Annotated in this window: 24 protein-coding genes; 14 read left to right on the forward strand and 10 right to left on the reverse strand. The window is 71.6% G+C overall.

Annotated features, from left to right (window positions below):
* Positions 1–26: 26 nt before the first annotated feature.
* The 4 genes from NQO67_RS10355 to NQO67_RS10370 all read right to left on the reverse strand — a co-directional run bounded on the left by NQO67_RS10355 (position 27) and on the right by NQO67_RS10370 (position 3,996).
* Positions 27–854 carry a GNAT family N-acetyltransferase gene (locus tag NQO67_RS10355; RefSeq protein ID WP_255949513.1) on the reverse strand — a complete coding sequence of 276 codons (828 nt, stop codon included), beginning with the start codon at positions 852–854 and terminating at the stop codon, positions 27–29.
* Positions 851–2,119 (reverse strand): ATP-grasp domain-containing protein, encoded by a 1,269-nt coding sequence (locus NQO67_RS10360; RefSeq protein ID WP_255949514.1) that lies wholly within the window; start codon positions 2,117–2,119, stop codon positions 851–853. Before NQO67_RS10360 ends, NQO67_RS10355 begins: the two co-directional genes overlap by 4 nt.
* Positions 2,116–2,484 (reverse strand): phosphopantetheine-binding protein, encoded by a 369-nt coding sequence (locus NQO67_RS10365; protein WP_255949515.1) that lies wholly within the window; start codon positions 2,482–2,484, stop codon positions 2,116–2,118. Before NQO67_RS10365 ends, NQO67_RS10360 begins: the two co-directional genes overlap by 4 nt.
* A 174-nt stretch (positions 2,485–2,658) precedes the next feature.
* Positions 2,659–3,996: an MFS transporter gene (locus NQO67_RS10370; RefSeq protein ID WP_255949516.1), complete on the reverse strand. Its 1,338-nt coding sequence runs from the start codon at positions 3,994–3,996 to the stop codon at positions 2,659–2,661.
* Positions 3,997–4,562: 566 nt separating this feature from the next.
* On the opposite strand from NQO67_RS10370, the gene NQO67_RS10375 reads away from it, so the two are divergent.
* The 4 genes from NQO67_RS10375 (at position 4,563) to NQO67_RS10390 (ending at position 9,333) form a co-directional block, all read left to right on the forward strand.
* On the forward strand, positions 4,563–6,299 hold the full coding sequence (locus NQO67_RS10375; protein WP_255949517.1) for an AMP-binding protein: 1,737 nt from the start codon (positions 4,563–4,565) through the stop codon (positions 6,297–6,299).
* Positions 6,296–7,255, forward strand: a complete 960-nt coding sequence (locus NQO67_RS10380; protein WP_255949518.1) for a carbon-nitrogen hydrolase family protein — start codon at positions 6,296–6,298, stop codon at positions 7,253–7,255. The genes NQO67_RS10375 and NQO67_RS10380 overlap by 4 nt, the downstream gene beginning before the upstream one ends.
* Positions 7,242–7,934, forward strand: coding sequence for a hypothetical protein (locus tag NQO67_RS10385; RefSeq protein ID WP_255949519.1), 693 nt, complete (start codon positions 7,242–7,244; stop codon positions 7,932–7,934). The genes NQO67_RS10380 and NQO67_RS10385 overlap by 14 nt, the downstream gene beginning before the upstream one ends.
* Before the next feature lie 151 nt (positions 7,935–8,085).
* A complete protein-coding gene (locus NQO67_RS10390; protein ID WP_255949520.1) occupies positions 8,086–9,333 on the forward strand; it encodes a glycosyltransferase in 1,248 nt (415 codons plus the stop codon).
* Between the two features lie 22 nt (positions 9,334–9,355).
* On the opposite strand, the gene NQO67_RS10395 is transcribed toward NQO67_RS10390, so the two are convergent.
* Positions 9,356–9,673 (reverse strand): UBP-type zinc finger domain-containing protein, encoded by a 318-nt coding sequence (locus NQO67_RS10395; protein ID WP_255949521.1) that lies wholly within the window; start codon positions 9,671–9,673, stop codon positions 9,356–9,358.
* 269 nt (positions 9,674–9,942) lie between these two features.
* Between NQO67_RS10395 and NQO67_RS10400 the strand changes: the two genes are divergently transcribed.
* Positions 9,943–10,275: an NIPSNAP family protein gene (locus NQO67_RS10400; RefSeq protein WP_255949522.1), complete on the forward strand. Its 333-nt coding sequence runs from the start codon at positions 9,943–9,945 to the stop codon at positions 10,273–10,275.
* On the forward strand, positions 10,276–10,668 hold the full coding sequence (locus tag NQO67_RS10405) for an ArsR/SmtB family transcription factor (protein WP_255949523.1): 393 nt from the start codon (positions 10,276–10,278) through the stop codon (positions 10,666–10,668).
* A gap of 14 nt (positions 10,669–10,682) precedes the next feature.
* Here NQO67_RS10405 and NQO67_RS10410 read toward each other — a convergent pair whose 3' ends face one another.
* Positions 10,683–11,090, reverse strand: coding sequence for a DUF2267 domain-containing protein (locus tag NQO67_RS10410; protein WP_255949524.1), 408 nt, complete (start codon positions 11,088–11,090; stop codon positions 10,683–10,685).
* 197 nt (positions 11,091–11,287) lie between these two features.
* Between NQO67_RS10410 and NQO67_RS10415 the strand changes: the two genes are divergently transcribed.
* Together NQO67_RS10415 and NQO67_RS10420 are read left to right on the forward strand one after the other, a co-directional pair.
* A complete protein-coding gene (locus NQO67_RS10415) occupies positions 11,288–12,865 on the forward strand; it encodes a N,N-dimethylformamidase beta subunit family domain-containing protein (protein WP_255949525.1) in 1,578 nt (525 codons plus the stop codon).
* Positions 12,866–12,965: 100 nt separating this feature from the next.
* The gene (locus NQO67_RS10420; protein WP_255949526.1) at positions 12,966–13,925 is read left to right on the forward strand and encodes an RsmB/NOP family class I SAM-dependent RNA methyltransferase; all 960 of its coding nucleotides are present in this window, start codon (positions 12,966–12,968) and stop codon (positions 13,923–13,925) included.
* On the opposite strand, the gene NQO67_RS10425 is transcribed toward NQO67_RS10420, so the two are convergent.
* A complete protein-coding gene (locus NQO67_RS10425) occupies positions 13,900–14,673 on the reverse strand; it encodes a thioesterase II family protein (RefSeq protein ID WP_255949651.1) in 774 nt (257 codons plus the stop codon). The two genes, NQO67_RS10420 and NQO67_RS10425, sit on opposite strands and share 26 nt — an antisense overlap.
* 419 nt (positions 14,674–15,092) lie before the next feature.
* Here NQO67_RS10425 and NQO67_RS10430 point away from each other — a divergent pair, with 419 nt between their 5' ends.
* Positions 15,093–16,103: a phage baseplate protein gene (locus NQO67_RS10430; protein WP_255949527.1), complete on the forward strand. Its 1,011-nt coding sequence runs from the start codon at positions 15,093–15,095 to the stop codon at positions 16,101–16,103.
* Positions 16,104–16,164: 61 nt separating this feature from the next.
* On the opposite strand, the gene NQO67_RS10435 is transcribed toward NQO67_RS10430, so the two are convergent.
* Positions 16,165–16,962 carry an SAM-dependent methyltransferase gene (locus NQO67_RS10435; RefSeq protein WP_255949528.1) on the reverse strand — a complete coding sequence of 266 codons (798 nt, stop codon included), beginning with the start codon at positions 16,960–16,962 and terminating at the stop codon, positions 16,165–16,167.
* Between the two features lie 278 nt (positions 16,963–17,240).
* Here NQO67_RS10435 and NQO67_RS10440 point away from each other — a divergent pair, with 278 nt between their 5' ends.
* Complete coding sequence (locus NQO67_RS10440; RefSeq protein WP_255949529.1) at positions 17,241–19,340, forward strand: glycoside hydrolase family 9 protein; 2,100 nt, start codon at positions 17,241–17,243, stop codon at positions 19,338–19,340.
* Between the two features lie 192 nt (positions 19,341–19,532).
* Here the strand turns inward: NQO67_RS10440 and NQO67_RS10445 are convergent, their stop codons facing one another.
* On the reverse strand, positions 19,533–20,285 hold the full coding sequence (locus NQO67_RS10445) for a DUF5324 family protein (protein WP_255949530.1): 753 nt from the start codon (positions 20,283–20,285) through the stop codon (positions 19,533–19,535).
* 253 nt (positions 20,286–20,538) lie between these two features.
* On the opposite strand from NQO67_RS10445, the gene NQO67_RS10450 reads away from it, so the two are divergent.
* Both NQO67_RS10450 and NQO67_RS10455 read left to right on the forward strand, forming a co-directional pair.
* Positions 20,539–21,072, forward strand: a complete 534-nt coding sequence (locus NQO67_RS10450; protein ID WP_255949531.1) for a peptidylprolyl isomerase — start codon at positions 20,539–20,541, stop codon at positions 21,070–21,072.
* Between the two features lie 370 nt (positions 21,073–21,442).
* A complete protein-coding gene (locus NQO67_RS10455) occupies positions 21,443–22,372 on the forward strand; it encodes a rhomboid family intramembrane serine protease (protein WP_255949532.1) in 930 nt (309 codons plus the stop codon).
* A 645-nt stretch (positions 22,373–23,017) separates the two neighbouring features.
* Here the strand turns inward: NQO67_RS10455 and crgA are convergent.
* Positions 23,018–23,272, reverse strand: coding sequence for a cell division protein CrgA (gene crgA / locus NQO67_RS10460; protein WP_255949533.1), 255 nt, complete (start codon positions 23,270–23,272; stop codon positions 23,018–23,020).
* 341 nt (positions 23,273–23,613) lie between these two features.
* Here crgA and NQO67_RS10465 point away from each other — a divergent pair, with 341 nt between their 5' ends.
* On the forward strand, positions 23,614–24,354 hold the full coding sequence (locus NQO67_RS10465) for a DUF881 domain-containing protein (protein WP_255949652.1): 741 nt from the start codon (positions 23,614–23,616) through the stop codon (positions 24,352–24,354).
* Between the two features lie 186 nt (positions 24,355–24,540).
* Positions 24,541–24,735 carry a hypothetical protein gene (locus NQO67_RS10470; protein ID WP_255949653.1) on the forward strand — a complete coding sequence of 65 codons (195 nt, stop codon included), beginning with the start codon at positions 24,541–24,543 and terminating at the stop codon, positions 24,733–24,735.
* Position 24,736: the final 1 nt, after the last annotated feature.

A 24,736-nucleotide genomic window follows, 5' to 3' on the forward strand; every position in this document is an offset into this window, starting at 1 on the left:
GGCGCCGCTCCGTCGGCGTGCTGCGCTCACTCCGCCCGCGGCGACCACAGGGTGACGACGCGGGCGACCTCGCGGTACCCCGCCATGGCGTACAGCCTGCGCAGCCCGGCGTTGTCCTCGTCGGCCTGGACGTACGCGCGGGTGGCGCCGTGCTGGCGCAGCCGGGCCAGCAGGCTCTGGTGCACGCCCAGCAGCATCGCGATGCTGTTCTGCTGGCGGACCGCGGGGTCCACCGCCAGCGCCCGCACCACCCCGTAGCGCTCGCCCGCCGCGTCCTGGTCGACGATCAGCTGGGCGCTCGCCCGCATGGTGCCGGCCTCGTCGGCGCTGAACAGCACGTCTTCGGGGCGCCACCACGGCGGGGAGCTCTGCCGGGCGAACTCCGCTTCGCTCAGGGCGATGCCGAAGGCGTCGTTCGCCAGCCGGGTGAACTCGGGCCACATCTCCGGTCGGTCCGCCAGGGACGGCAGCACGGTCGGCTGCGCGGCCCCGCTCGCACCGTCCGGTACCCGGCACTCCATCGCGCGGCGGACGTACACCGTGTCGAAACCGGCCGCCCGCCAGTCCCGCAGCTCGTCCTCGGTCGGGTCGACCAGCCGTATCTCGTGCCGCCACGTCGCGGACCGCGTCGGCCGGTCGCCGTCGACGAGCGTCCGGTACGCGGCCGGACGCAGCGGGAACGCGGACATCAGCGGCCGGCAGCCGCTGCGGCCCATCTCGTCGGAGTCGAGCTCGTACACGTCCGGGTCGAGGAAACGGCCGGAGCGCGCCGGGACGAGCGCCGGACCGTACTGGTGCGGGAGGTCGGGGCGCTTGCGGTAGATCTCCAGGAAGGTCGTCTCCAGGAAGGTCAAAGGAATCGCATCCGCTCGTCCGCCTCGTCCAGTGCCGCCTCCAGCGCGGGTGCGTCCGGTGCCGTGAAGATGAACCAGCCCAGCCGCCCGTTGAAGTCCGCGGCCTCCGGGATGTCCTGTCCCGGTCCGTACACCAGCGCGGAGTTGACGTACCCGGTGATGTCCCGTGCCTTGTCCAGACCCTGGACCTCGGTGAACCGGGTGAGCCCGGGGCGCACCAGGAACCTGATGCCGGCGGCGCGGGTGCCGTCCGCGAGGTGGGAGCCGTCGCCTGCCGGTGCGAGCGGCCGGGGCGGCCGGCCGAGCATGCAGGTCACGAAGGCGGCGGGCAGGTCCAGGCCGATCGCCAGCTGGAGCAGGGTGCAGATCTGGTCGCCCGGCAGCCGCGCGCCGACCTCCATGAGCACCGGACCGTGCGGTCCCCTGCGGACTTCGGCGTGGAAGACCCCGGTGTCCAGACCGAGGACCCGGACGGCCTCGGTGACGTACGCGACGAGGTCGGCGTCCGGACCGCCGGTCCCGGCGGCCGTCACGAGGTGGCCGGTCTCGACGAAGTGGGGTTCCGGGCCGAGGCGCTTGCGCGTGACGCCGGCGATCGAGGGACCGTCGGCGGTGAGGTAGCCCTCCAGGCTGTACTCCGGCCCCTGGACGTACTCCTCGATGAGGGCGAGGGGCCGCGGCCCGCGGTCGAGGTCGGCGATCCCGCACTCGGCGATCCGGGCCACCGCGTCCCGTACCTCGGCGACCGTCGCGGCCTTGCGCACCAGGACGCTGCCCGCGAGGTCGACCGGCTTGACCACGCAGGGCAGGCCGACGTGCGCCGTGGCGGCGTCGACGTCGGCCGCGAGGTCGTCGGGCGCCCGGCTCACGTCGACCGCCCGGAAACGCGGCACGCGGACGCCGGCGCGGTCGAGCGCCTCGCGCATCAGGTTCTTGTACCGCAGCCGGAGCGCGGCCGCCTCGGTGAGCCCCGGCAGGCCGAGCCGGGCCGCGAGGCGTGCGACGAGCGGCACGTAGTACTCGAAGCCCGGCAGGATCGCGTCGAACGGCTGCCGCTCATGGGCCCGGACGACGGCGTCCAGGACCTTGTCCTCGTCGTTGCTGTCGACGGTGATGACGGTGTCCACCAGATCGCGGAACGCGTCGGACAGGCAGCGGTCGCCCTGGCCCGCGCTGACCACCGACACCTGGTGGCCGGCGGCGTGCGCCGCCGATATGAGCAGCGTGCCGGAGGAGACCGGCTCGATGATCAGGACATGGCTCATGACACCGTCCCCCGCTCCACCGCTCCGTTCCGACCTGCCGCTCCGTTCCGACCTATCGCTTCGTTCCGACCGGTCGCCTCGTCGTGCGCCGCTGCCTCGCCCTGCCCGTCCGCCGGCGGGCCGACGAGCCACTCGACGAGGTCGCCGACCGTGTCGAGCCGGGCCGGCGGCGCCGATGCGATGATGCCGAGCTCCTCCTGGACGCGGACGACGAGTTCCGCGACGTCGAGCGAGTCGAGTCCGAGGTCCCGCTGGATGTGACTGGTCAGCTCGGCTGCTGCGGTCTGCTCGTTCCGGAAGGCTTGGACGGTGCTGAGTACCTGCTGGGCGTGGTGTTCGGCGGTCGCTTGCGAAGGCGCGTTCATCGTGTCCGTTTCCGTTCTGCACAGGGTGAGGAGAGGCACGGAGGCTGGGGGAAGGCCGGATCTACCGGGTGGGAGGGGAGATGGGGAGGGGCAGGGGAAGGGGACGGAGGGAAGGAGGGGAAGGGGCGGGAAGGAGGGGGATCGACGTGGTGGGCGGGCGTCGTCGTCCGCGCGTCACGGCACCTGGCAGTCCTCGTCGGTGGGGGCGTGCGGTGTGGTGGCCGCCCGTCGGTCGTTCTGCCGGGACGCCTGGGCCGGCGTGCGGATCGCGGCGATGGCCAGTGCCGCCGACAGCACACCCCCGGCGCCGAGCAGGGGCCAGAAGCCGTGCCCGAGCCGGGTGAACAGTAACCCGCCGAGCACCGGGCCGAGCGCCGTGCCGAGGGCCTGCATGAGCTGGAAGCTGCTGATGTAGGAGGCGCGCAGCGCGGGCGGCCCCGCGCTCGCCGGGTAGGCGAAGATGGCCGGGCCGCCGATGATCTCCCCCAGGGTCCAGACCAGCGTGGCGCCGATGATCACGGTCGCACTCATCGGCAGCCCGTACAGGCCGACTCCGACGCCGATGAGCCCGCAGCACAGCCCCACGGTCAGCCTCGTCGGCCACTTCTGGGAGAGCTTGGTCAGCGGCAACTCGACCGCGATGACGAGCAGACCGTTGACGCTGACCGCGGTGGAGTACCAGAAGATGTCGATGTGGTGCGCCTCGATGTCCATCGGCAGGGTCGACAGGTACTGGACGTAGACGATGCCGTTGACCAGCGCGGCCATCAGGTACAGCAGGTAGCGCCGGTCACGCAGGGCCGCCATGCGGTCAACGGCCGGGGCGCCGCCGGCCGTCCGCCGGCGCCCCCGCGGTGGGCCGTCGGCCGGTGCCTGGGGTGTCGCCGCGTGCGGTTGCCTCGGCAGGGCGAGCGCCGCGACGACCACGTAGGCGAAGGCGATGACGGCCTCTCCCCAGAAGACCGGGGAGTAGCTCTCGCCCCCGAGGTGGTAGAGCGCCAACCCGACCAGCGGGGCGGCCATCGCGCCCGCGTTCAGGCCGAAGCGGTACATGGCGAAGATGACGACCTGGCTGCGCTGCGGTGTCAGGGCGGAGAGCAGGGTGGCGGACGCCGGCCGGTACAGCTGGGCCGCCAGACTGGCCAGGGTCATCGACACCAGCAGCAGCGAGTAGTACGGCAGGTAGAGCAGCGACGCCGTCAGGGCGGCGGTCCCGCCCATGCCCACCATGGTGGCGGTGCGGGCGCCCATCCGGTCGGCGAGGATGCCGCCGAGCAGGACGCCGCCGACGGCCCCGGCGCCGTAGCAGCCGACCGCCAGGGACGCCTGCTCGTTGGAGTAGCCCCTCGACGTCAGGTAGAGCACGGCGAACAGGTTGAGGAATCCGCCCAGCCTGCTCAACAGGACGCCGACGAGGAGGGTCTTCACCGCGGTCGTGGAGCCGTGGAAGGTGCCCCAGATGGTGACCTCCGCGTGCATCTCCTCCCTGGGGGGTGCGCCGTGCAATGTCACCTCGTCATGGTCGCCGGGCGGCGAAGGACGGAACCACTGTTCGAGCCCCTCGGATTCTCGCCAAGCATGGACACGACGTCGTGCGGTTGCTAGCGCGACACTGCGGCACGCGGAAGTATCAGCCACGACCGTGTCGGCCACTTGCGCCGTTTGTGGCGCTTACGCATCCCTTCCGGTCTTCGCCCCGTGGAAACCCGAACTGTGCGGGGCGGTGTACCTGCACGGCCCCTGAATCAGGATGATGACGGCCCTCAACGCAGGGCGTTCCTGACGCGCCGTTAACCTTCATCCATCGCCTCCGCCGTACCTGGACCGAAGCTGGACGAGAGCTGGACGAGGAAGTGCACCGGACCGCATTCGAGCCCTTCCCCGCACCCGACGAGCGGTACGGACGCCGTCCCGCAGCAGGCCGGAGAACCGGCCCCAGATATGGCGAAATCCCGGCCGTGGCCGGCCGGGTCTCCCGGCGCTTCCCGAACGGCGCTCACCCGGTGCAGCACTGACCCCGGGCCCGACAGGACGTCTTACGCCACCGATCACCCGTCGAAGGCAGCAAGGTAGCAACCATGCACTCCGGTACCCCCCAAGCCCTCTGGAACGACACCCTCGACGCGGCAGCCTCCGAGGAGCGCGGCGTCCGCTTCATCGCACCCGACGGCTCGTCAGGACCCTTCTTCAGCTGGTCCGGCCTGCGGCGGGCGGCAGCCGCCCAGGCCCGCAGGCTCGCCCGTGCGGGCGTCGGAGCCGGCCACCATGTGGCGTTGGTCGGCCTGACGTCACCGGCGACGGTCGTCGCCATCCGCGCCGTGTGGCTGCTCGGGGCCTCGGTGGTGGTGCTCCCGCTGCCGTTCCGTGCCATGGACCCGGAGCTGTTCCTCGCCCAGACCCGGCGGCGCATCGCGGAGGCGGGCACCGACTTCCTGCTCGTCGAGGCGGGCATGGCCGAGTCCGTGCAGGCGCCGTGGGGGCACCTCCCAGGCCCTCAAGGCTCTGGGGGAGGGTGCCGCGTCCTGCCCCTGGAATCCGTGGAGCCGGGCGACGCCGCCACGGGCCACGAGGCGGAGGCCGAGATCGTCCCGGGCGCCGCACGCCAGGGACGCCGCCCGCACTCCGCGATCGTCCAGTTCACCAGCGGCTCCACGGCCGAGCCGAAGCCGGCACTGATCTCCCACGCGGCGCTGAGGCACAACGTGCGGGGCTTCCTGACCCGGATGGGCATACGCGCCGAGAACGACGTGGCCGTCAGCTGGCTGCCGCTCTACCACGACATGGGTCTGATCGGCATGCTCGCCGGCTCCATGGCGAGCGGCATGGACCTGGTGCTGTGGGACCCGCTGAGCTTCGCCGCTTCGCCGGGCACCTGGCTGCGGTTGATCGAGCAGCACCGCGGCACGGTCGTCTGCGCGCCGAACTTCGCCTACGGGCTCGCCGCCCGGCTGCTCCGTCTCCCGCAGCCGTACGACCTGTCGTCGCTGCGGATGTGCATCAACGGCGCCGAACCCATCGACGGGGCCACCATGCGCGGCTTCCTGGAGGCGGGGCGCGGGCACGGCATCGAGCCGGACGTGGTGCAGTGCGTGTACGGCCTGGCGGAGGCCGTGCTCGCCGTCACCTCGCCGGTGCCGGGCCGTGGCCTGCGCACCGTCACCGTCAGCGGCAAGGAGCTGGGGCAGGGCGGCTTCGCCGAGCCGGTGGACTCCGCGGACGCCCGTGAACTCGTGCTGCTCGGCCACCCCTTGGACGGCCTGGAACTCCAGCTGCGCGCCCCCTCCGGGGAGCCGGTGGGGCGGCGGTCGGTGGGCGAGATCCACATCCGGGGGGCCTCCACCATCTCCGGGTACCTGGCCGAGGACGACACGGTCCGACCGGCCGTCGGAGCGGACGGCTGGCTCGCCACCGGTGACGTCGGCCTCCTGGTGGACGGGGAACTGGCCGTGTGCGGCCGGCTCAAGGACGTGATCATCATCGGCGGCAAGAACCACTACCCGTCCGAGTTCGAGCTCGCCGCCTCCGAGGTGCCCGGGGTGCGCCGCGGCAACGTGGCCGCCTTCGGCGTCGAGCGCGCGGCCAGGGAACGTCTCGTCATCGCCTGCGAAGTGCGTGAGGAGGGCGCCGACCGGCGGGCCACGATCCGCCGGCAGGTGGCCGACACGGTCCAGGAACGCACCGGCATACCCGTGGCGGACGTCCTGCTGCTGGGCCGGGGAGAGTTGCCCAAGACCTCGTCCGGCAAGCTGCGCAGGGCCGCGACACGCGCCCTCTACCTGTCCGCAGCGGCCACCACCGAGGAGCCCTCCGCATGAGTTCGGTCACCGTGGCCGCCGTCCAGCTGGAACTGGCCCTCGGCGAGGTGTCGGTCAACCTGAGCCGTGCCGAGCAGGCCGTCAAGGAGGTCTGCCGGGCTGCGGAGCCGCAGTTCGTCGTGGTGCCGGAGTTCTTCACGTCCGGCATGGCGCTGTCCCGCGGGGTCCCGGAGACGGTGTCCCGTGGCACCCGGCGCGCGGCGGTCGAGCTGTTGCAGACCATGGCCGTCGAGCACAACACGTACGTCGCCGGATCGCTGTTGATCGAGGACGGCGGCGACGTCGTCAACCGGATGTACCTGGCCGGGCCCGACCGCGACCTCCAGTGGCACGACAAGGACGTCCCCACGATGTGGGAGAACTTCTACTTCACCGGCCGCGGCGACCCCGGCGTCGCCGCCACCCGGCACGGCCCCGTCGGCCTCGCCATGTGCTGGGAGTTCTGCCGCACGGCCACCGCACACCGCCTCGCGGACAAGGTGAACCTGGTGCTGGGCGCGTCCTGTTACTGGAGCGCCCCGTCGCTGCGGCAGGGCGCCCCGGACGGTCCGACCGCGCGGCAGGCCCGGGAGCGGAGGGTGGCGGTGGTACGGCGGTTCGCCGGGCTGCTGCGCCGGCCCGTGGTCAACGCGACGGCCGCCGGCCGGCTGAGCGCACCGGTGCCGGGCACCCTCGGCGCCCTCCGCTACCACGCGCGCTTCGAGCCGGCGACCCAGATCCTGGACGGCACCGGCACCCCGCTCGCACTCGGCGACGAGGACGGCCCCTGCTCCGTCGTGGCCTCGGTGGACATCGGCGGCGCCGGCACTGCCGCCGCCCTGCCCGACGACCCCTGGCTGCGCGAGCGCGACCTCGGACAGCGGGTGTTCTGGTGGTTCGGCAGCACGCTCGGGCCGGTCCACTACCGCCTGGCTGCCCGGCGGCGGGTACGGAGGGCCGACCGTGGCGACGACTGACGACGCCGGTCCTGCCGTCCACGACGACGCCGAGCCCGTCGTCCACACCATCGTCACGGCCACCGAAGCGGACGGGCCCCCGCTCGCCGCGCTGCTGGCCGAACGGTTCGCGCAGGACCCCGTCCTGTCCCGGGTGCTCGCGGGACGCCGGAACCCTCAGGCGCGGCTGCGCGCCTACTTCGCCTGCGAGATCGCACCGTCGCTGGCCTGCGGACGGGTGTGGACGACCCCGGGGCGCCGGGGCGTCCTGGTCGTCCGCCCCCCGCACCTGTCCCGCGGCTACCGGATCCGCCGTGCCGTCCGCTACATCCGGCTGTTCGGTTTCCGGGTCCGGCTGCTGACCCGGACGGCCCGCCAGATCGCCCAGCACAAACCCGCCGAACCGTACGGTCACGTGTACCTGCTCGCCACCGCACGGGGAAACCGCGACCGCACCCTGTCGCGGCGGCTGCTCCGGACCGGCGCCGAGGAGTGCGACCGGCAGGGAGTGCCGTCGTTCCTGGTCACGGCCCATGGGCCGCTACGCGCTTACCTGTGCACCATCGGCTACCAGGAGGCAGCCCCGATCGAGCTGCTGCCCGGCGTGACGGTGACACCGATGAAACGCGACGCGTGCGGACCGGCGCACCGGGACGGTGACGGGCGCGCCGGGGCGGTGACGGGCGTGCGAGGGCGGTGACGGGCGTGCCGCTGCGGTCCGGCGGACGCGGGCGCATCGGCTCCGCCCCCGGTGTGACGTCGTGGCGTACGAGGGTTGCCTGCGCGACGCGTTGACCTCGTCGGCGGGGATTTCTGGGAGGAAGACCGCAACAAGGACATACTGCGGTTCTATGCGTGTGCTGATGGTGACGGCCGGGTCCTGGGGGGACGTGGCTCCCTATCTCGGACTGGGCCTGCGGCTGCGGGCGGACGGCCACGAGGTGGCGTTGGCCACCCATGCCCGGTTCGGCGAGCCGGTACGGGCGTACGGGCTGGAGTTCCGACCGCTTCCGACCGACCCGCTACGGCAGTTGAACTCCGCCGGCGGCCGGGAACTGGCCAGCGCCGCGACCGCGCAGGCCGAGCTGACCCGGGGGCTGCGGCTCGTCCGGTCGTTCCTGCCGCACCTGGCCGAGGGCATGTGGGAGGCGGCGCAGCAGGGCACCGACGTCCTGCTGACCTCGGCCCTCGCCGACCCGCTGTGCGGCCCCATCGCCGAGGCGCTGCGCGTGCCCCGGCTGGGCGCCTACCTCCAACCGATCGCGCCCACCGGCGCGTTCGCGCCCCTCGCGCTGGGCGGTCGCCGCTCCCTGGGGCCCTACGGCAACCTGTGGGCCGCCCGCGCCCTGCGCTCGCTGACCAGCCATGCCTTCGCGCCCGCCGTGATCCGGCTGCGCCGCCGGCTGGGCCTGCCGCACCGGGCCTGCGGCGCCGCCGGCCGCGCGCCCCGCAGCCGGACGATCCACCACGGCTTCAGCCCACGGGTGGTGTCACCACCGCGGGACTGGCCCGCGCACTTGAAGGTGTGCGGGTACTGGTGGCCGCCGCGGCCCGCGGGATGGCGCCCGGACCGCCGGCTCGTCGAGTTCCTGCGTGCCGGCCCCGCCCCGGTCTTCGTCGGCTTCGGCAGTTTCGTGGCCGCGGACGCCACCCGGCTGGCTGCGCTGGTCATGGAGGCGCTGCGGATCGCGGGGCTGCGCGGCGTCGTGCAGGCCGGCTGGAGCGGTCTGCACGCGCAGGGCAACGACATGCTCGCCGTCTCGGAGGTACCGCACGACTGGCTCTTCCCCCGGATGGCCGCCGTCGTCCACCACGCGGGCGCCGGCACCACGGCGGCCGGCCTGCGGGCGGGCGTCCCGGCCGTCCCCGTGCCCGGCCAGCTCGACGAGCACTTCTGGGCCGCCCGACTCGTCGCCCTGGGAAGCGCACCCACCCGGATCCCCTACCAGCGCCTGACCGCGCCCCGGCTGGCCTGCGCGCTGCGCCGTGCCGTCGACGATCCGGCCTTCCGGGCGCGCACCGGGCACATCGCCGCCCGGCTGGCCGACGAGGACGGGGCGGCCCCGGTGCTGAGCGTGCTGGAGAAGGGGGAGTGGTGAGGGCGGTCGGGCGGTCGGGCGATCAGGCGGTACGCACCGGGGGTACGCCTTCCACCTCGAAGGTCACCTGGTCCTCGTAGCACCACCACCAGGCCTCACCGGGTTCGTAGGACCGGATGAGCGGGTGCCCGGTGGCGTCGTGGTGAGCCGTGGCGTGCTTGTTCTTCGAGGAGTCGCAGCAACCGACGTGGCCGCAGATCTGGCACTCACGGAGGTGCACCCAGGTGTCACCCTGCGCGACGCACTCCGGGCAGCTGTCGGGGCTGTCCGGGGTGACCGGCTGCACCTGATCGAGGTGACTACAGATCAGGCTGTCGCCGTAACCGTCCTGGGCGGTCATGGTGATCCTCCCTCCTGGCGGCCGACGCCGGGATCCGGTCGTCGTCCCGCGTGTCCGGCAGGCCTGTCGGCCGAGAGCCGGCACGGGGTGCCGCCACACGGCACGTGATTGCATAAGTGGTTGTAACGGTATAAACGTAGCAAAATTGGCATCATTGTCGTAGGCGGCGCGGGAGACGGTGTGCGGTGGATCTGGACGCCGCCGACGCGGCCCGGCAGCGGCGAGGTCGCGGCCGACCTTATTTAGCGAACATGCTAAATTTCCCTGCCATGAGCGACCCCGTGATTGCCATCGCCCACTACCGGGTCAAGCCCGGCTGCGAGGACGACTTCAAGGACATCCTCAGGCGCCACACCGCCACCCTGCGCTCGCTGGAGCTGATCACCGAACGGCCCGTGGAGATGTTCGTCGGCTCCGAGAAGGGCGTCGAAGGCCCGCTGTTCGTGGAGATCTTCGAGTGGACCTCGGCCGACGGCTCCCGCCTCGCCCACACCCATCCCCAGATCAGCCAGATCTGGGAGAGGATGGGAGGGCTGTGCGAGGCGCGCGGCGGACGGCCCATGTTCGAGTTCCCCACCGTCCGACCGCTGCACCTGAACTGAGTGGACCCGTCGGACTCGGCGGGCTCCGCCAAGCCCCGGGGACTGCGCGATCTGGAGGACTGCGACCGGGTCTTCGGGGCGCTGGCGCATGCCACTCGCCGGCACATCCTCCAGGTCCTGCACGCTCGGAACGGCGCCATGTCCGCCGGCGAACTCGCCGGCCGCTTCGAGCACTCCTGGCCCACCACCAGCCGGCACCTGCGGGTGCTCGTGGCGGCCGGGCTCATACGCGAGCGCAGGCAGGGCCGCACCCGCCACTACGTCCTCGACCGGGACCGGGTCACCACCGTCCTCGATCTCTGGCTGCCCAGCATCGGCGTCCACCACGCACATCAGGGACACCGAGGACACCAAGGACAGCAGGGACACCAGGGACCCCGCCCGGAGACCTGACCCACGCCGACGCGTCAGGGATGTCCGGTACTCCCGGAGAACAGCACACCGTTGAGGTCGTCGTCGATGGAGTCCTTGACCCGGTCGACGACCCCCGACGTGGCCTCGTCCACGACCTCGACCACGCAGCGTGCCGCATGCACGGCCTTGGGCTCGTCGAAGCCGCTGCGCTGCGCCACCCGGGAGAAGAACTCGTGGCGGCTCATGCGCACGCCGGTGATCGGCTCGTCCTGCGCGTAGACCACTCGGCGCAGGTGTTCGCCGATCTCGACCGGCAGCTGTGCGGCCAGGTTCTCGGCCTGGGTGCTCTGAACGCGCTCTGCGAGCGTCTCCAGCGTGGCGCGGGTGGCCCGCTCGGCGGTGCCCCGGCTGTCCAGGTGGGCGCGGGCCTGTACCTGTCCGATGAATTCGTCGTGCTGCATCGATCCTCCCTGGGGTGTCACAGGCCACCGACCGACTACCCCTGGCGCCCACGCCCACACCGGCCAGCGCCCGCGGTCGCTCGGACGCGGCGGGCCCGGGGGCCTCGGCGCCCCGGCGTCCGTGCCGGCGTCCGCACCGGCGCCCGAACGGTCCAACCCCACCGGCCGCAGGGCGGATCCGACCCTAGCCTCGGATCATGGAACCGCAGGGAGCTCCGTGGGACCGCCGGCGGCTGCTGGAGTCGGCGGCCGCCCTGAGCGCCGGGTCGCTCCTGTCCGCCTGCTCGTCGTCCGACTCGTCGGCCGCCCACCCGGAGCACGCCGGGGCCTGGACGGTACGGACCGAGAACGACCAGCCCGGCGACCGCGACTGGCGACTGCGTGATCCCGCCGGCGGCCGGGCGTCCCACCGGGCCATCGAGGGGTACGCGGACCGGGTGAGCGTGCTCCCCGGCGAACCGGTCCGCCTCTTCGTGTCCACCACCGACCGCACGTTCCGCGCGGAGGCCTTCCGCATGGGCTGGTACGGGGGCGCCCGGGCCCGCCGGGTCTGGGCCTCCGGGCGGCTGCCCGGACGCGAGCAGCCGATGCCCGAGCCGCGCGGCGAGACCCGAACGGTGTCGGCCGCCGCCTGGCGGACCAGCGCCCGGATCCCCACCGCGCACTGGCCCGAGGGCGCCTACCTCGTGCGCCTCACCGCGGAGGGCGGCGCCCAGCGCTACGTACCGCTCACCGTGCGCTCGCACCGGACCGCAGGGCGCGTGGTGCTGGTGAACGCGGTGGCGACCTGGCAGGCGTACAACACCTGGGGCGGGCACAGCCTGTACTACGGCCCCGGCGGCAAGGCCGACTACGCGGGCCGCGCCCTCGCGGTCAGCTGCGACCGCCCGTACGACCGCGACGGCGCCCGACTCTTCCTCGTCTACGAGCAGCCCGTCATCGCGCTGGCCGAACGGCTGGCGCTGCCGCTCGCGTACGTCACCAGCATGGACGTCGACCGCCAGCCCGACCTGCTGGCCGGCGCACGCGCGGTCGTCTCGCTCGGCCACGACGAGTACTGGACGCCGGCCATGCGGCAGCGGATCACCACCGCCCGGGACGCCGGGACCAATGTCGCCTTCCTGGGCGCGAACGCCTGCTTCCGCCGCATCCGCCTGGAGGAGTCGGCGCACGGCGAGCGGCGCCTGGTGGTCTGCTACAAGACCGACTGGCCCAAAGATCCCCTGCACGGCACGGACGACGCGGCCGTCACCACCGACTGGCGCGAGCCACCGCACGCCCGCCCGGAGAACTCCCTGACCGGCACCTTCTACGAGGCGACCGGCGCCAGCGCCGCCTACCGGGTGACCGCGCCCGACCACTGGTTGTTCGCCGGGACCGGGGTCCGCCGTGGCAGCCGGTTCCCCCACCTGGTGGGCACCGAGTACGACCGGGTGACCGGCGCCCCGCAGACCCCGCGGCCGATCGAGATCCTGGCCCACTCCGAGCTGGTCTGCCACGATGTGCGCAGCTACCACAACTCCGCGTACTACACGGCGGCCAGCGGCGCCGGCGTCTTCAACACCGGCACCATGCGCTGGGTCGAGTCCCTGAACGGCGACGGCGCCCACGGCATCCCGCCGGCCACCGCCCGCTTCACCGGCGGGGTCACGCGGAACCTGCTGCACGCCTTCGCCGCGGGCCCGGCGGGCCGCCGGCATCCCGCACGGGACAACCTCGCCGCCTACCATCCCTACGCCGGTGACCCCGTGTGGACCCGTCACGACCTGTGGTGATCGGTGCGTACGGTCCTGCCGGCCCGGACGGGGGAATTGGACGCCTCCGAAGGGTGGCCGTCAAAATGGCGGGAGCACCCCGTACGAAGGAGCCGCAGCCGTGTCCAACTCGCGGACCGTCCGCCAGTTCGAAAAGCGTATGGCGGAGGTCCTCCGGATGCGCCCCGCGCAGCTGACGGACGTGTTCCAGGGCGCACGGCCGTCCTCGATCCGGATCAACCGGCTGCTCGACGACGAGGCGTACGAGAGCACCCTGCGCGCCGTGCGGGAGAAGGCGCCGAAGGCGGTCCCGCTCGACTGGTGCGACCACACCTTCCTCTGGCCCGAGAACGACGGCTTCGACGACATCATGGCCCTCGCCCACGAGGGCCGCGTCTACGTGCAGAACGCCTCCAGCCTGATCCCCCCGGTGGCGCTCGACCCACGCCCCGGCGACAGCATCCTCGACGTGGCCGCCGCCCCGGGCGGCAAGGCGTTCCACCTCGCCGCCCGTGCGGCGGGCGACTGCCGGCTGTGGCTGAACGACGCCGCGGCCCCGCGCGCCCGCAAGCTCGGCGAGCTGGCCGAGCTGTACGGCGTGCGGTACGCGGAGCTGACCACGTACCCGGCGCAGTACGTGGACAAGTCGATCCCCGCCGAGTCCTTCGACCGGATCCTGCTCGACGTGCAGTGCTCGGGCGAGGGCCGGGTCGACCTGCGCCGGCCGGTCACCTTGCGCTACTGGTCGGAGGAGCGCATCGAGAAGTACAAGTTCCTCCAGACGAAGATGCTCAGCGCGGCCTACCGGCTGCTGCGACCCGGCGGCGTCATGGTCTATTCCACCTGCACGCTCAGCCCCGAGGAGAACGAGTTCCCGGTCAGCAAGATCCTCCAGCGGCACGCCGACCTCACCCTGGAACCGCTCGACTTCTCGGAGCCGTCCTTCCAGCCCGGCGTCACCTCCTGGCGGGGCATGAAGTTCGACGCGCGCCTTGCGGACGCGGTCCGGGTGGCCCCGACCGATCTCTTCGAGGGATTCTTCGTGGCCCGGATCGTCAAGGCAGCGGCACCGTCGGCGTAGCGCTCCCGAGGGGGCGGTCCGGTGGCGGGGCCAGGTCCAGGGCCGCGCGCAGATCGGTGACGACCTGCTCCAGCAGTGGGCCGGGATCGCTGCTGAAGTAGAAGTGGCCGCCGTCGAAGATATGTACCCCGAGGCATTTTTCGGCCAAGTCGGACCATCCTGCCAGCTGTTCCGGCGGCAGCGAGGTGTCGGTGTGACCGCCGTACACGGACAGCGGCACCGGAAGCGGACGGTCGTAGGCCGGATGGGGGCTGTCGACCAGCTTCAGGTCGTTCCGGATGATCGAGCCGAACACCTGCCACATGTACGGGTCTTCGAGCACCATCGCCGGGGTGCCGCCCATCTCGCGCACGTAGTCGCGCAGCTGCTCGTCGCTGAAGGTGTGCCGTTGCATGGCGGCCAGGGAACCGGGCACGCGGGTCGCCGAGAGCCCCAGCCACACCGGCCGGGTGCCGCCCTCGGTGACCAGCCGCCGGGTCACCGCGCTTGCGATCAGGCCGCCCATGCTGTGCCCGAAGAGGGCGTACGGCTCGGTCGGGTCCGGCCCGATGCGCTCGAGGAAATGGTCGACGATCCGGTCCAGATCGTCGATCTGCGGCTGCCCGAACAACTTTCCGTGCCCGGGCGCGTCCAGCGGCTGGAAGTCCCAGCTCGCCGGTAGCCGGTTCCGCCAGCCCTGGTACAGCGCATGTGACCCGCCGGCGTGGTGAAAAGCGAACAGGCGCACCTCCGCCGGGCCTCCCCCCATGTGTCTCACCAGCACGTTCCTCCGCATCCGGCGGCGCGTTCGCCGCTCTGTGCGCTCCACTCTGCCAGTGCGGGGGAACCGGCGGCGCCCGGACCGCCCCTCGTCGCACGATTCAGGACGCCGGGCAATCGAGGGGGCGCGGCCGGTGTCCGGTCGGCTCGGCGCGGTGTTGTCCTCCCCTCCGCTTGGCAGCTACCTTGACGGCGCCACAGAGCCGACTTCCCGTCATCTGAGCCACGTAGCCTGCCAGTTCCGTGGACCACTCACGCGGACACCAGCGTTTCCCCTGCGCCGCTCTGCGTTCCACATGCCGGACGGGACGGCTGAGACATACGTGCGTAGGGCATGCACATGCCATAGGCCGGGGCATGCGGCCGAGGTGGCCAGAGCCCAAGCGACGGATGAGGCAGGAGTCCCACATGATCGACCGCAGGGCAGTGTTGCGCGCCGGCGCCACCGGGCTGGCCACCGCCGCCGCGTGGACGGGTGCGGCGACCACGAGAGCGTCGGCCACCACGGCCGACGACGTCTTCGATCTGACCGCGCCCGCGACGTCGTACATCCGCGAGAAGACTCTGTACAACGAAACGATTATGCAGTCCTTCGCGTTCGACGACACCAACAAGTTCCTCTTCGCGGTGCAGCTGATGCAGGGCGGCGTCCAGCTCCCCGACGAGCCGGCGCCGGTCTCCGGAGCCGACCGCAGCGCACGCGGCGACATGTGCCTCACCAAGCTCAGCCTGAGCGGCACCCAGCTCGGCCACATGTATCTGCGCGGCTTCGGCCACGGGGCGTCCATCGGCGTCGAGCCCAGGGGCAGCACCTCGTACATCTGGACCGAGGCGGACGCCAACCCGGACACCGGTTACGGCATGGCCGTCGGGCGGTTCGCCTACGCCGACGGGCGGGTGCTGGACAGCGACGACGGGGCCGTCGACAAGCTCTACGTCGTGGACGAGTCGACCAGTAACCGGCCGGCCGTCGACATGCGCCACGGCCGGCTGCTGGTGCAGTACATGCTGGGCGAGAGCGACTACCGCTACCGGGTGCTGGACCTCGACCACGCCAGGTGGGGCGACACGCGCGGGCTGTACGACATCCCGCGCATCGGGATCGCCGACACCGAGACCCCGCAGGGCGTCGCCCTGCTCGGCGACTACGTCTACCAGATGACCGGCACCCACTACACCGACGAGAACGGCACCAACCCGCCGTCGGGACACGGCGACACCTACCTGTCGGCCGTGCACGTCCCGACGTCCCGGGTCATCCAGCGGTCCCGTACGGAGGCGGCGTACACGCTGAACTACCGGGAGCCCGAGGGCCTCGCCATCGAGCTGGGCGTCTCCCCGCCCCGGCTCTGCATGGGCTTCGCCTCCGGTGTCGCGGGCGACCGCAAGTACACCATCTACTACAAGCCACAGACCTGAGCCGGCACGGGACCGGCACGCACGCCGTCGCGGCACTCGCGCCGCCACGGCACCTGCACCGCTACGGCACCCGGGCCACCCCCGCGAACATCCCGCTCGGCTGCGGGGGCGCCGCGTCGTCGTTGCGCCACTGGACGGCCGCCACCAGGCCCGGTTCGACCAGCTCGAGGCCGTCGAAGAAGCGCAGCACCGCGTCCCGGCTCCGGGCCGTCGCCGTGATGTGGTCGGTGTACGGGGCCATCCGCCGCGGCTCGTGGCCGGGGTCGAGGGCGTGCACGGGGACGAAGTCGAAGGTGCCGTGCGTGAGGACGAGCCAGCTGCCGGACGGCAGGGCGTCGACGAAGCCGCGCACGATGCCGTACGGGTCCTCCTCGTCACGGATGAAGTGCATCAGCGCGACCAGCGACACGCAGACGGGCCGTGCGAAGTCCAGCAGCTCCCGGGCCCGCCCGAGGATCACCTGCGGCTTGCGCACATCGGCCTCGATGTAGTCCGTGGCGCCCTGCTCCGTGCTGACCAGCAGGGCCTCCGCATGACGCAGCACGATCGGGTCGTTGTCCACGTAGACGACCCGGGAGGCCGGGGCGATCCCCTGGACGACCTGGTGGAGATTGGGCTCGGTGGGTATCCCGGTGCCGATGTCCAGGAACTGGTCCACGCCGTAGCCCGCGACGAAGGCCATGGCGCGCCGCATGAAGGCACGGTTCTGCCGGGCGGCGGCCTGCGCCTCCTGCGGCATCCTGCGGGCGACCTCCTCGTCGACGAGGTAGTGGTCCTTCCCGCCCAGCAGGTAGTCGTAGACGCGCGCCGGATGCGGCCGGGTCGAATCGATCGCGGGTCTCGGACCCTGTGTCGTCATGTCCAGCTCCGCTTCCGATATGCCGGGTTGCCGATATGCCACGCGGCACCCTGCGATACCCGAGACGCCTTCCGTTTCTGCTCATTATGGCTCTCGGGCCAGGGGCGCGGGCCGAACCCCCGCGCTCCTCCCGGGCATCGCACGCCCGCAGGCTGCCGGCTGCACGACCATTGACGGGACCCGGACAAGCACCCGAGCATATGGGAGCGCTCCCATAATCAGGCTTCCCAACCCCCTGACCCCATACCGGTCCCGTCACCCGTGAAGGGGTGCCCCCGATGTCGCACCCGAACGACCTCCCCAGACCGCACCGACCCCGCAGACCGGCCCGACCGCCCCGGCCGGCCGCACCCCGCACGGGCAACGCACCCCGCACCGGCGTACGCCGGCGAGCGAAGGTGGCCGGTGGGGCCGCCGGACTGTTCGCCCTGCTCGCCGCGGTCGTGACCGCGCCCGCCCAGGCCGCCCAGGTCACCCCTGAGTCCGGCGCCGGCGCGGCAGCCTCCGTCACCGCGTCCTCGTACAACTACGCGGAGGCGTTGCAGGACTCGATGCTGTTCTACGAGTCCCAGCGGTCCGGCAAGCTGCCCTCCGACAACCGCGTCTCCTGGCGCGGCGACTCCGACCTGACGGACGGCAAGGACGTCGGCGTGGACCTGACGGGCGGTTACCACGACGCCGGAGACGAGATCAAGTTCGGCTTCCCGATGGCGTTCTCCATGACGATGCTGGCCTGGGGCGGCATCGACGAGGCCGCGGGCTACGACAAGAGCGGCCAGGCCGCGTACCTGCGCCGCAACCTCAAGTGGGGCGACGACTGGCTGCTGAAGGCGCATCCCGCACCGGACGTGCTCTACGGGCAGGTCGGCGACGGAAACAGCGACCACAGCTTCTGGGGCCCGGCCGAGGTCAACCCCTCACCACGCCCCGCCTACAAGATCGACGACTCCTGCCCCGGCTCGGACCTGGCCGGCGAGACCGCCGCCGCGCTCGCCTCCTCGGCCGTCCTCTTCAAGGGCAGCGACTCCTCCTACGCGGCCACCCTGGTCACCCACGCCAAGCAGCTCTACGCCTTCGCCGACGCGCACCGCGGCAAGTACGACCAGTGCATCACCGCGGCCCAGGGCTACTACAACTCGTGGAGCGGCTACCAGGACGAGCTGGTCTGGGGCGCGATCTGGCTCTACAAGGCGACTGGCGACAGCACGTACCTGTCCAAGGCGGAGACGTACTACGCCGACCTGCCGAAGATGAACCAGACCACCACGCCCGAGTACAACTGGGGCCTGGCCTGGGACGACAAGACGTACGGCTGCTACGTGCTGCTCGCCGAGCTGACCGGCAAGCAGGCTTACGTCGACGACGCCGAGCGCTGGCTGGACTGGTGGACCAGCGGCGTGAACGGCACGAAGGTCTCCTACTCGCCCGGCGGCCAGGCCTTCCTCGACACCTGGGGCTCGCTGCGCTACTCCTCCACGACCGGGTACGCCGCCCTCCAGTTCAGCGACTGGCTCACGGCGCAGGGCAAGGACGCCGACAAGGCGAAGACGTACCACGACTTCGGCGTCCGGCAGATCGACTACATCCTGGGCGACAACCCGCAGAAGACGAGCTACGAGATCGGGTTCACCAACTCCGGCACCAACACCGCCTGGCCGAAGAACCCGCACAACCGCACGGCGCACGGCTCCTGGAGCCAGTCGATGAGCGAGCCGACCAACACCCGGCACACCGACATCGGCCTCCTGGTCGGCGGCCCGTCATCGGCGAACGACGCCTTCACCGACGACCGCCAGCAGTACGCCATGACCGAGGGCGCGCTCGACTACAACGCGGGCTTCTCCGGCGCCCTGGCCGCGCTCGCCGACGAGTACGGCGGCACCCCGCGCGCGAACTTCCCGCCGACCGAGACCCCGGACGGCCCCGAGGAGTTCGTCCAGGCCGCGGTGAACCAGACGAACACCGACTTCTACGAGATCAAGGCCCAGGTGGTCAACAAGTCCGCCTGGCCCGCCCGGTACCTCAGCCACGGCAGCTTCCGCTGGTACTTCACCCTGGACGACGGCGTCGACCCGTCCCAGGTGCAGCTGACCTCCCCGTACAACCAGTGCTCGGCCCCGACCGGACCCGAGCAGTACGCGGGCTCCGTGTACTACGTGACGATCAGCTGCGAGGGCCAGGACATCGCCCCGGCGGGCCAGTCGGCCTTCCACCGCGAGGTGCAGTTCCGCCTGACCTTCCCCGGCGCGCACGACCCCACCGGCGACTGGTCCTACCAGGGCGTCTCCACGACGCCCGGCTCGACCCCCGTCACCGTCGACCACGTCGTCCTCTACGACGGTGACACGGCGGTGTGGGGGACGGCACCGGACGCCTGACGGGTTCCCCGCGGGGTCCCTCGGACGATCCGAGGGGCCCCGAGCCTCGGTCGCCGTCCGACTCCGGCGTCGACGGATCGCCCGGCCGGTGACGGCGATCAGGGCGGCCGTCGCCGCAAAACGCCCCGTCCCACACCCGGCGGTGTGGGACGGAGCATCAGAGTCAGGGCGTCGGACGCGTGAACCTCCGGCTCACGCACTCTCTCCGGAGGCTTCTCCCCCGCGCCCCCGCGCCCCGCGCCGTTCTCGGGCGACCCGTTCCGCCGACTGGGCCTCCTCCTGCCTGGCGCGCACCTGCGGGTCGAGTGAGGCACCCTCGCCGCTGCCGTCGACCGCGGCGAGGTGGGAGTTCTCCGGTACCTCCGTGGCGGCGGGCGGCTCGACCAGCCAGTCCGGGTTGGCCTGCTTGTCCCACCACTTCCACGCGGCGATGGCGCCCCCCGCCAGCGCGCCGAGTACCAGGGCGCCCAGGGCGGCCCGGCCGGCACGGGCACGGCGCTCCCGGCGGCGGATGATGTGCTTGATCTCCTTGGCCGTCACCTGACCGCGCAGCGCGGCGAGCGTGGCGGCGCCCCGGTCGGTGGCTTCCCGGCCCACCGGGCCGGCCACGGCCCTCGCCTGCTCGATCCGTGGCCGGGACGCGGCGGCGGCCTGGACGGCCAGCTCCCGGGCGCGGACCGCGGTCTCGTCGACTTTCGGCGGTACGTGCGCGCGGGCCTGCACACGTGCCTGTTCGATGCGGGGGGCGATGTGTGCGCCGTACTGGGCCCGCGCCTGGTCCGTGGCGACGGACACCTTGGGTGCGATGCGCACACGCGCCTCGTGCGCGTAATGGGTGGCACGGTCCCTGGCCGTTTCGGCGTAGGGCGCCACCACTTCCGCGGCGTGCAGCACGCTGTCCTTCGCCGTGCCGGTCGCCGCGCGCACGCTGTCGATGCGAGTCACGGGCATCCTCCTCCTTGGTGGCGTTCGGTATCTCGCCTTTCCACCCCTTTACGGATCATGCCTGCCCGAACGTGCCGGGGCATGCGCGGGCGGGCATCCGGGTCATGGCGCGCCCTGGCGCGCGGCGCCGGATTCCCTCGACGGTGGCGCGGCGCGGGGCGGACATCCGGGTCCGTGACCGGTGGCGGGCGGCGACCGGCCCCCTGGTCCATGGGAGGATCGGAGGGTCACAGAGGACAACGGAAGGCACATTGTGGCCGAGCAGCTTTACGCCACCCTGAAGACCAACCACGGCGACATCGAGATCAGGCTCCTGCCGAACCACGCGCCGAAGACGGTCAAGAACTTCGTCGAGCTCGCCCAGGGCGAGCGGGAGTGGACGCATCCCGAGACCGGGGCCAAGTCCACCGACCGGTTGTACGACGGTACGGTCTTCCACCGTGTGATCAGCGGCTTCATGATCCAGGGCGGGGACCCGCTGGGCAACGGCACCGGGGGCCCGGGGTACACCTTCGAGGACGAGTTCCACCCCGACCTCGCCTTCGACCGGCCGTACCTGCTGGCCATGGCCAACGCCGGCCCGGGCACGAACGGCTCGCAGTTCTTCATCACCGTGGCACCCACGGCGTGGCTGAACCGCAAGCACACGATCTTCGGTGAGGTCACCGAAGGGGCCAGCCAGAAGGTCGTGGACGCGATCGTCGGTGCGAAGACCAACCCGCGCACCGACCGCCCGGTGAACGACGTGGTCATCGAGTCCGTCGTGGTGGAGACCCGCGCGTCGTAATACGTCGTTTCCCGTTTCCCGTTCCCGCGGCCCGCTCCCGAGCGCTCCTGATCCCTCTCGCGGCCGGCGATCGACCCCTGCGGCCCGACCGAGCCGCTCCGCAACCCGACCTGGTCCGACCTGGTTCGACCTATTCCGAACCGTTCAGATCCGTTCTGGCCGGCTTCGATGGAACAGAAAGCGCCACGGCATCCCACGACGCACGCCTCACGGGCTACGGTGCGCCAGGGAACCTCGGGGAACCATTTCGCCCCGCCCATCCGTAAGGAAGGGCGGGGCGCCGCGTACCTCCGGGGTGTTCGTTCCGCGGGGCTCCGAGGACCTCGGGAAGGTCTCGAGAACGCATCGACAGTGAGGGGACCGGGAAGTCATGGACCAGGCGTCGAACAATCCGCCGCCGGGCGAGCGGCAGGACCCGCCCGGTCCCGGGACCACACCCACCTGCTACCGCCACCCCGACCGCCAGACCGGTGTCCGCTGCACCCGCTGTGACCGTCCCATCTGCCCGGACTGCATGGTCAGCGCCTCGGTCGGGTTCCACTGCCCGGAGTGCGTGCGGGCCGGCTCGGGACCGGGACGCGGTCCCGCGTCCACCCGCCCCCGCACCATCGCCGGCGGCACCATCACCGCCGACCCCCGCCTGATCACCAAGATCCTCATCGCGATCAACGTCGCGGTCTTCATCGCGATCCAGGTGAACGACCGGTTGCTCGACCACCTGGTGCTGGTCGGCAGCTGGCCGCCCCGCGACATGGTGCCGCCGGGCCTGCCGTACCACCCGACCGACGGCATCGCCGCAGGCCAGTGGTACCTCCTGGTGACGTCGATGTTCGCGCACCAGGCGGTGTGGCACATCGTCTTCAACATGCTGAGCCTGTGGTGGCTCGGCGGCCCCCTGGAGGCCGCCCTGGGCCGGGCGCGCTTCCTGACGCTCTACCTGGTGTCCGGCCTGGCCGGCGGCGCCCTCACCTACCTCCTCGCCGCCCCGTCGCAGGCCTCGCTCGGCGCCTCGGGAGCCATCTACGGCCTCTTCGGCGCGACCGCCGTCCTGGTGCGCCGGCTGCGCTACGACATGCGCCCCGTGATCGCCCTGCTGGTGATCAACCTGATCTTCACCTTCAGCATCAGCGGCATCGCCTGGCAGGCTCACATCGGCGGTCTGATCGGTGGCGTCGCCATGGCCTACGCGATGGTGCACGCCCCGCGCGAGCGGCGCTCGCTGGTGCAGTGGGGTACGTGCGCGGTGGTGCTGGTGGCCGTGGTGGTGGTGATCGTCGCCCGCACGGCGACCATCACATGACCGTTCGAGCGGCCCGCTCCGTGCCCGTGACCGGGGGCGCGAGCTCATCAGCGGTGCGCCCTGGAATCGCGCCGTCATCCCCCGCGCTGCGCCGGTTGTCCACAGCCCGTGCCCGATCTTGTGCACGCTGTGGGCAGCCCCGCACGGGCTCCCATAACGCGCGGGCATCATCCCAGGTCATGGCGGTTCAGGGCCTCTGACCAGGGGTTTTCTCTTATGTCTCGCGGAGGGAGTTGGGAGCCCTCGCCGCGCGTGACCGGTCATACCGGCGTCAACGCCCTGAGAGTTATCCACAGATCTTCTGAATATCCCCACGTGTGGACAGCCCTGTGGATAACTTTTCGGATCGTTCCTGGTGAGACGCCGTCCACCCGCTCGTAGCCGCCCGTTCCCGCACCCACACGGAGCCGCTCGAAGCCATGTGGAGCCACGCGGAGCCGATGCGGACACACAGTGAGCGCGCCGGGAGCCAGGGGACGCGAAGGCGCCCGGCGGCGGGCACCCGGAAAAAGGGCGCGACGGGACGGGTACGAGGCGGACGACGTGCGAAGTGCGGCAATCGTCCCGCGGTGGTCAACGGAGACCGGCGCGATGAGCGGGCACACCCCTGGCGGGCCCGCTACCGGCGACGGACGGGTGGAACGCCTACTTCCACTGCGTGGAGACGCCGAAGCCCGCTGCGATGAAGCCGAAGCCGACGACGATGTTCCAGTTGCCGAACGCGTCGATCGGGAGGGACCCGTCCGTCACATAGAAGACGACGATCCAGGCCAGGCCGATCAGGAACATCGCCAACATCACCGGCGCCACCCAGGCTCGGTTCGTCAGCTTGATCGTCGCCGTCTGCTTGGTGGGCGGCGGCGTGTAATCGGCCTTCTTGCGGATGCGTGACTTCGGCACGAGGAACTCTCCTGTCGATGCGCTGCGTGACCGCGCGGGACACGGACGGGGCGGGCTCGGGGCGTACTGAGCGGTACTAGGGGGACTACGAGGGGCACCGAGCGCTCCCCAGGGCGTCCGTTAGCGTAGTGCTTTCCTGGGTGTGCCACCCAGGCCCGCAAGGCTCTCCCACTGCCTGAAGGCCGTGGATGGGGGTACCTCCCACGCCTTTCAGGCGGTGGTGGATAACCCCAGCGGAGCCGTAAGGAGTAAGGATAGCGTTGAGCAAGCAGAGCAATTCTGCCCGCTCCCCAGAGGGCGGCACCAGCCCGGTGCGCACCGGCCGGCGCTGGGCGCCGGGAATGCCTCCGCTGTCCCTGAGACCTTGGGGGAAGGTGCTCACCGCGGCCGTCTTCGCGCTCGCCGGGTTGATCTTCTTCACCAGCTTCAACACCGCCAAGGGCACCAACATCCGCACCGACACCTCCTTGCTGAAACTCTCCGACCTGATCCAGGAGCGCAGCCGCAAGAACGGCGCCCTGGAGAACAGCAACGGAACCCTGCGCGACCAGATAGAGTCCCTCGCCGACCGGGGCGACGGCCGCAGCCCCGAGGAGGACGCCCGGCTCAAGGCGCTGGAGGACGAGGCCGCGACCCGGCCGCTGCGCGGCAAGGCCATCACCGTCACGCTGAACGACGCCCCGCCCGACGCCACCGCCAAGCTCCCCGGCTACCCGGACCCGCAGCCGAACGACCTGGTCATCCACCAGCAGGACCTCCAAGCCGTGGTCAACGCCCTCTGGCAGGGCGGCGCCACCGGCATCAAGGTCATGGACCAGCGACTCATCTCCACCAGCGCCGTGCGCTGCGTCGGCAACACCCTGATCCTCCAGGGCCGCGTCTACTCACCGCCGTACCGGATAACGGCCGTGGGCGACACCGACCGGCTGAAGAACTCCCTCGCGGCGTCCCACGACATCCAGAACTACATGCTGTACGTGAACGCCTACGGCCTCGGCTGGCAGGTCAAGGACCAGGGCCGGGTGACCCTGCCGGGTTACAAGGGCGCCGTGGACCTCCACTACGCCCAGCCTGTGGAGTGAATCTGCCGCAGCGCCCGCCGTCCCACGGCGCTCCCGCCCGGTCTGCCGGCACGCGCGCATCCCCGGGCCAGCCGCTCGGGACCCGGGCCCGCCGTCGGTGGGGAGCTTTCCACAGGCTGCCCCCGTAGCCTTGACTGCCCCGTACTCTGGGGGACGCAAGTGACGTCGACGGCGAGTAGGGACGGCATGTACGGCTGGATCTGGCGACATCTGCCGGGAAACGCATGGGTGCGGGCGCTGATCTCGCTCGTGCTGATCCTGGTCGTGGTCTACGTGCTGTTCCAGTATGTCTTCCCCTGGGCCGAGCCCCTGCTGCCCTTCAACGACGTGACGGTCGACCAGGGCCTCGGCGCCCCCGGAGCGGGAGGTGCCGTCCGGTGAG

The organism is Streptomyces odontomachi (genome assembly GCF_024435355.1).
Classification (GTDB): domain Bacteria; phylum Actinomycetota; class Actinomycetes; order Streptomycetales; family Streptomycetaceae; genus Streptomyces; species Streptomyces odontomachi.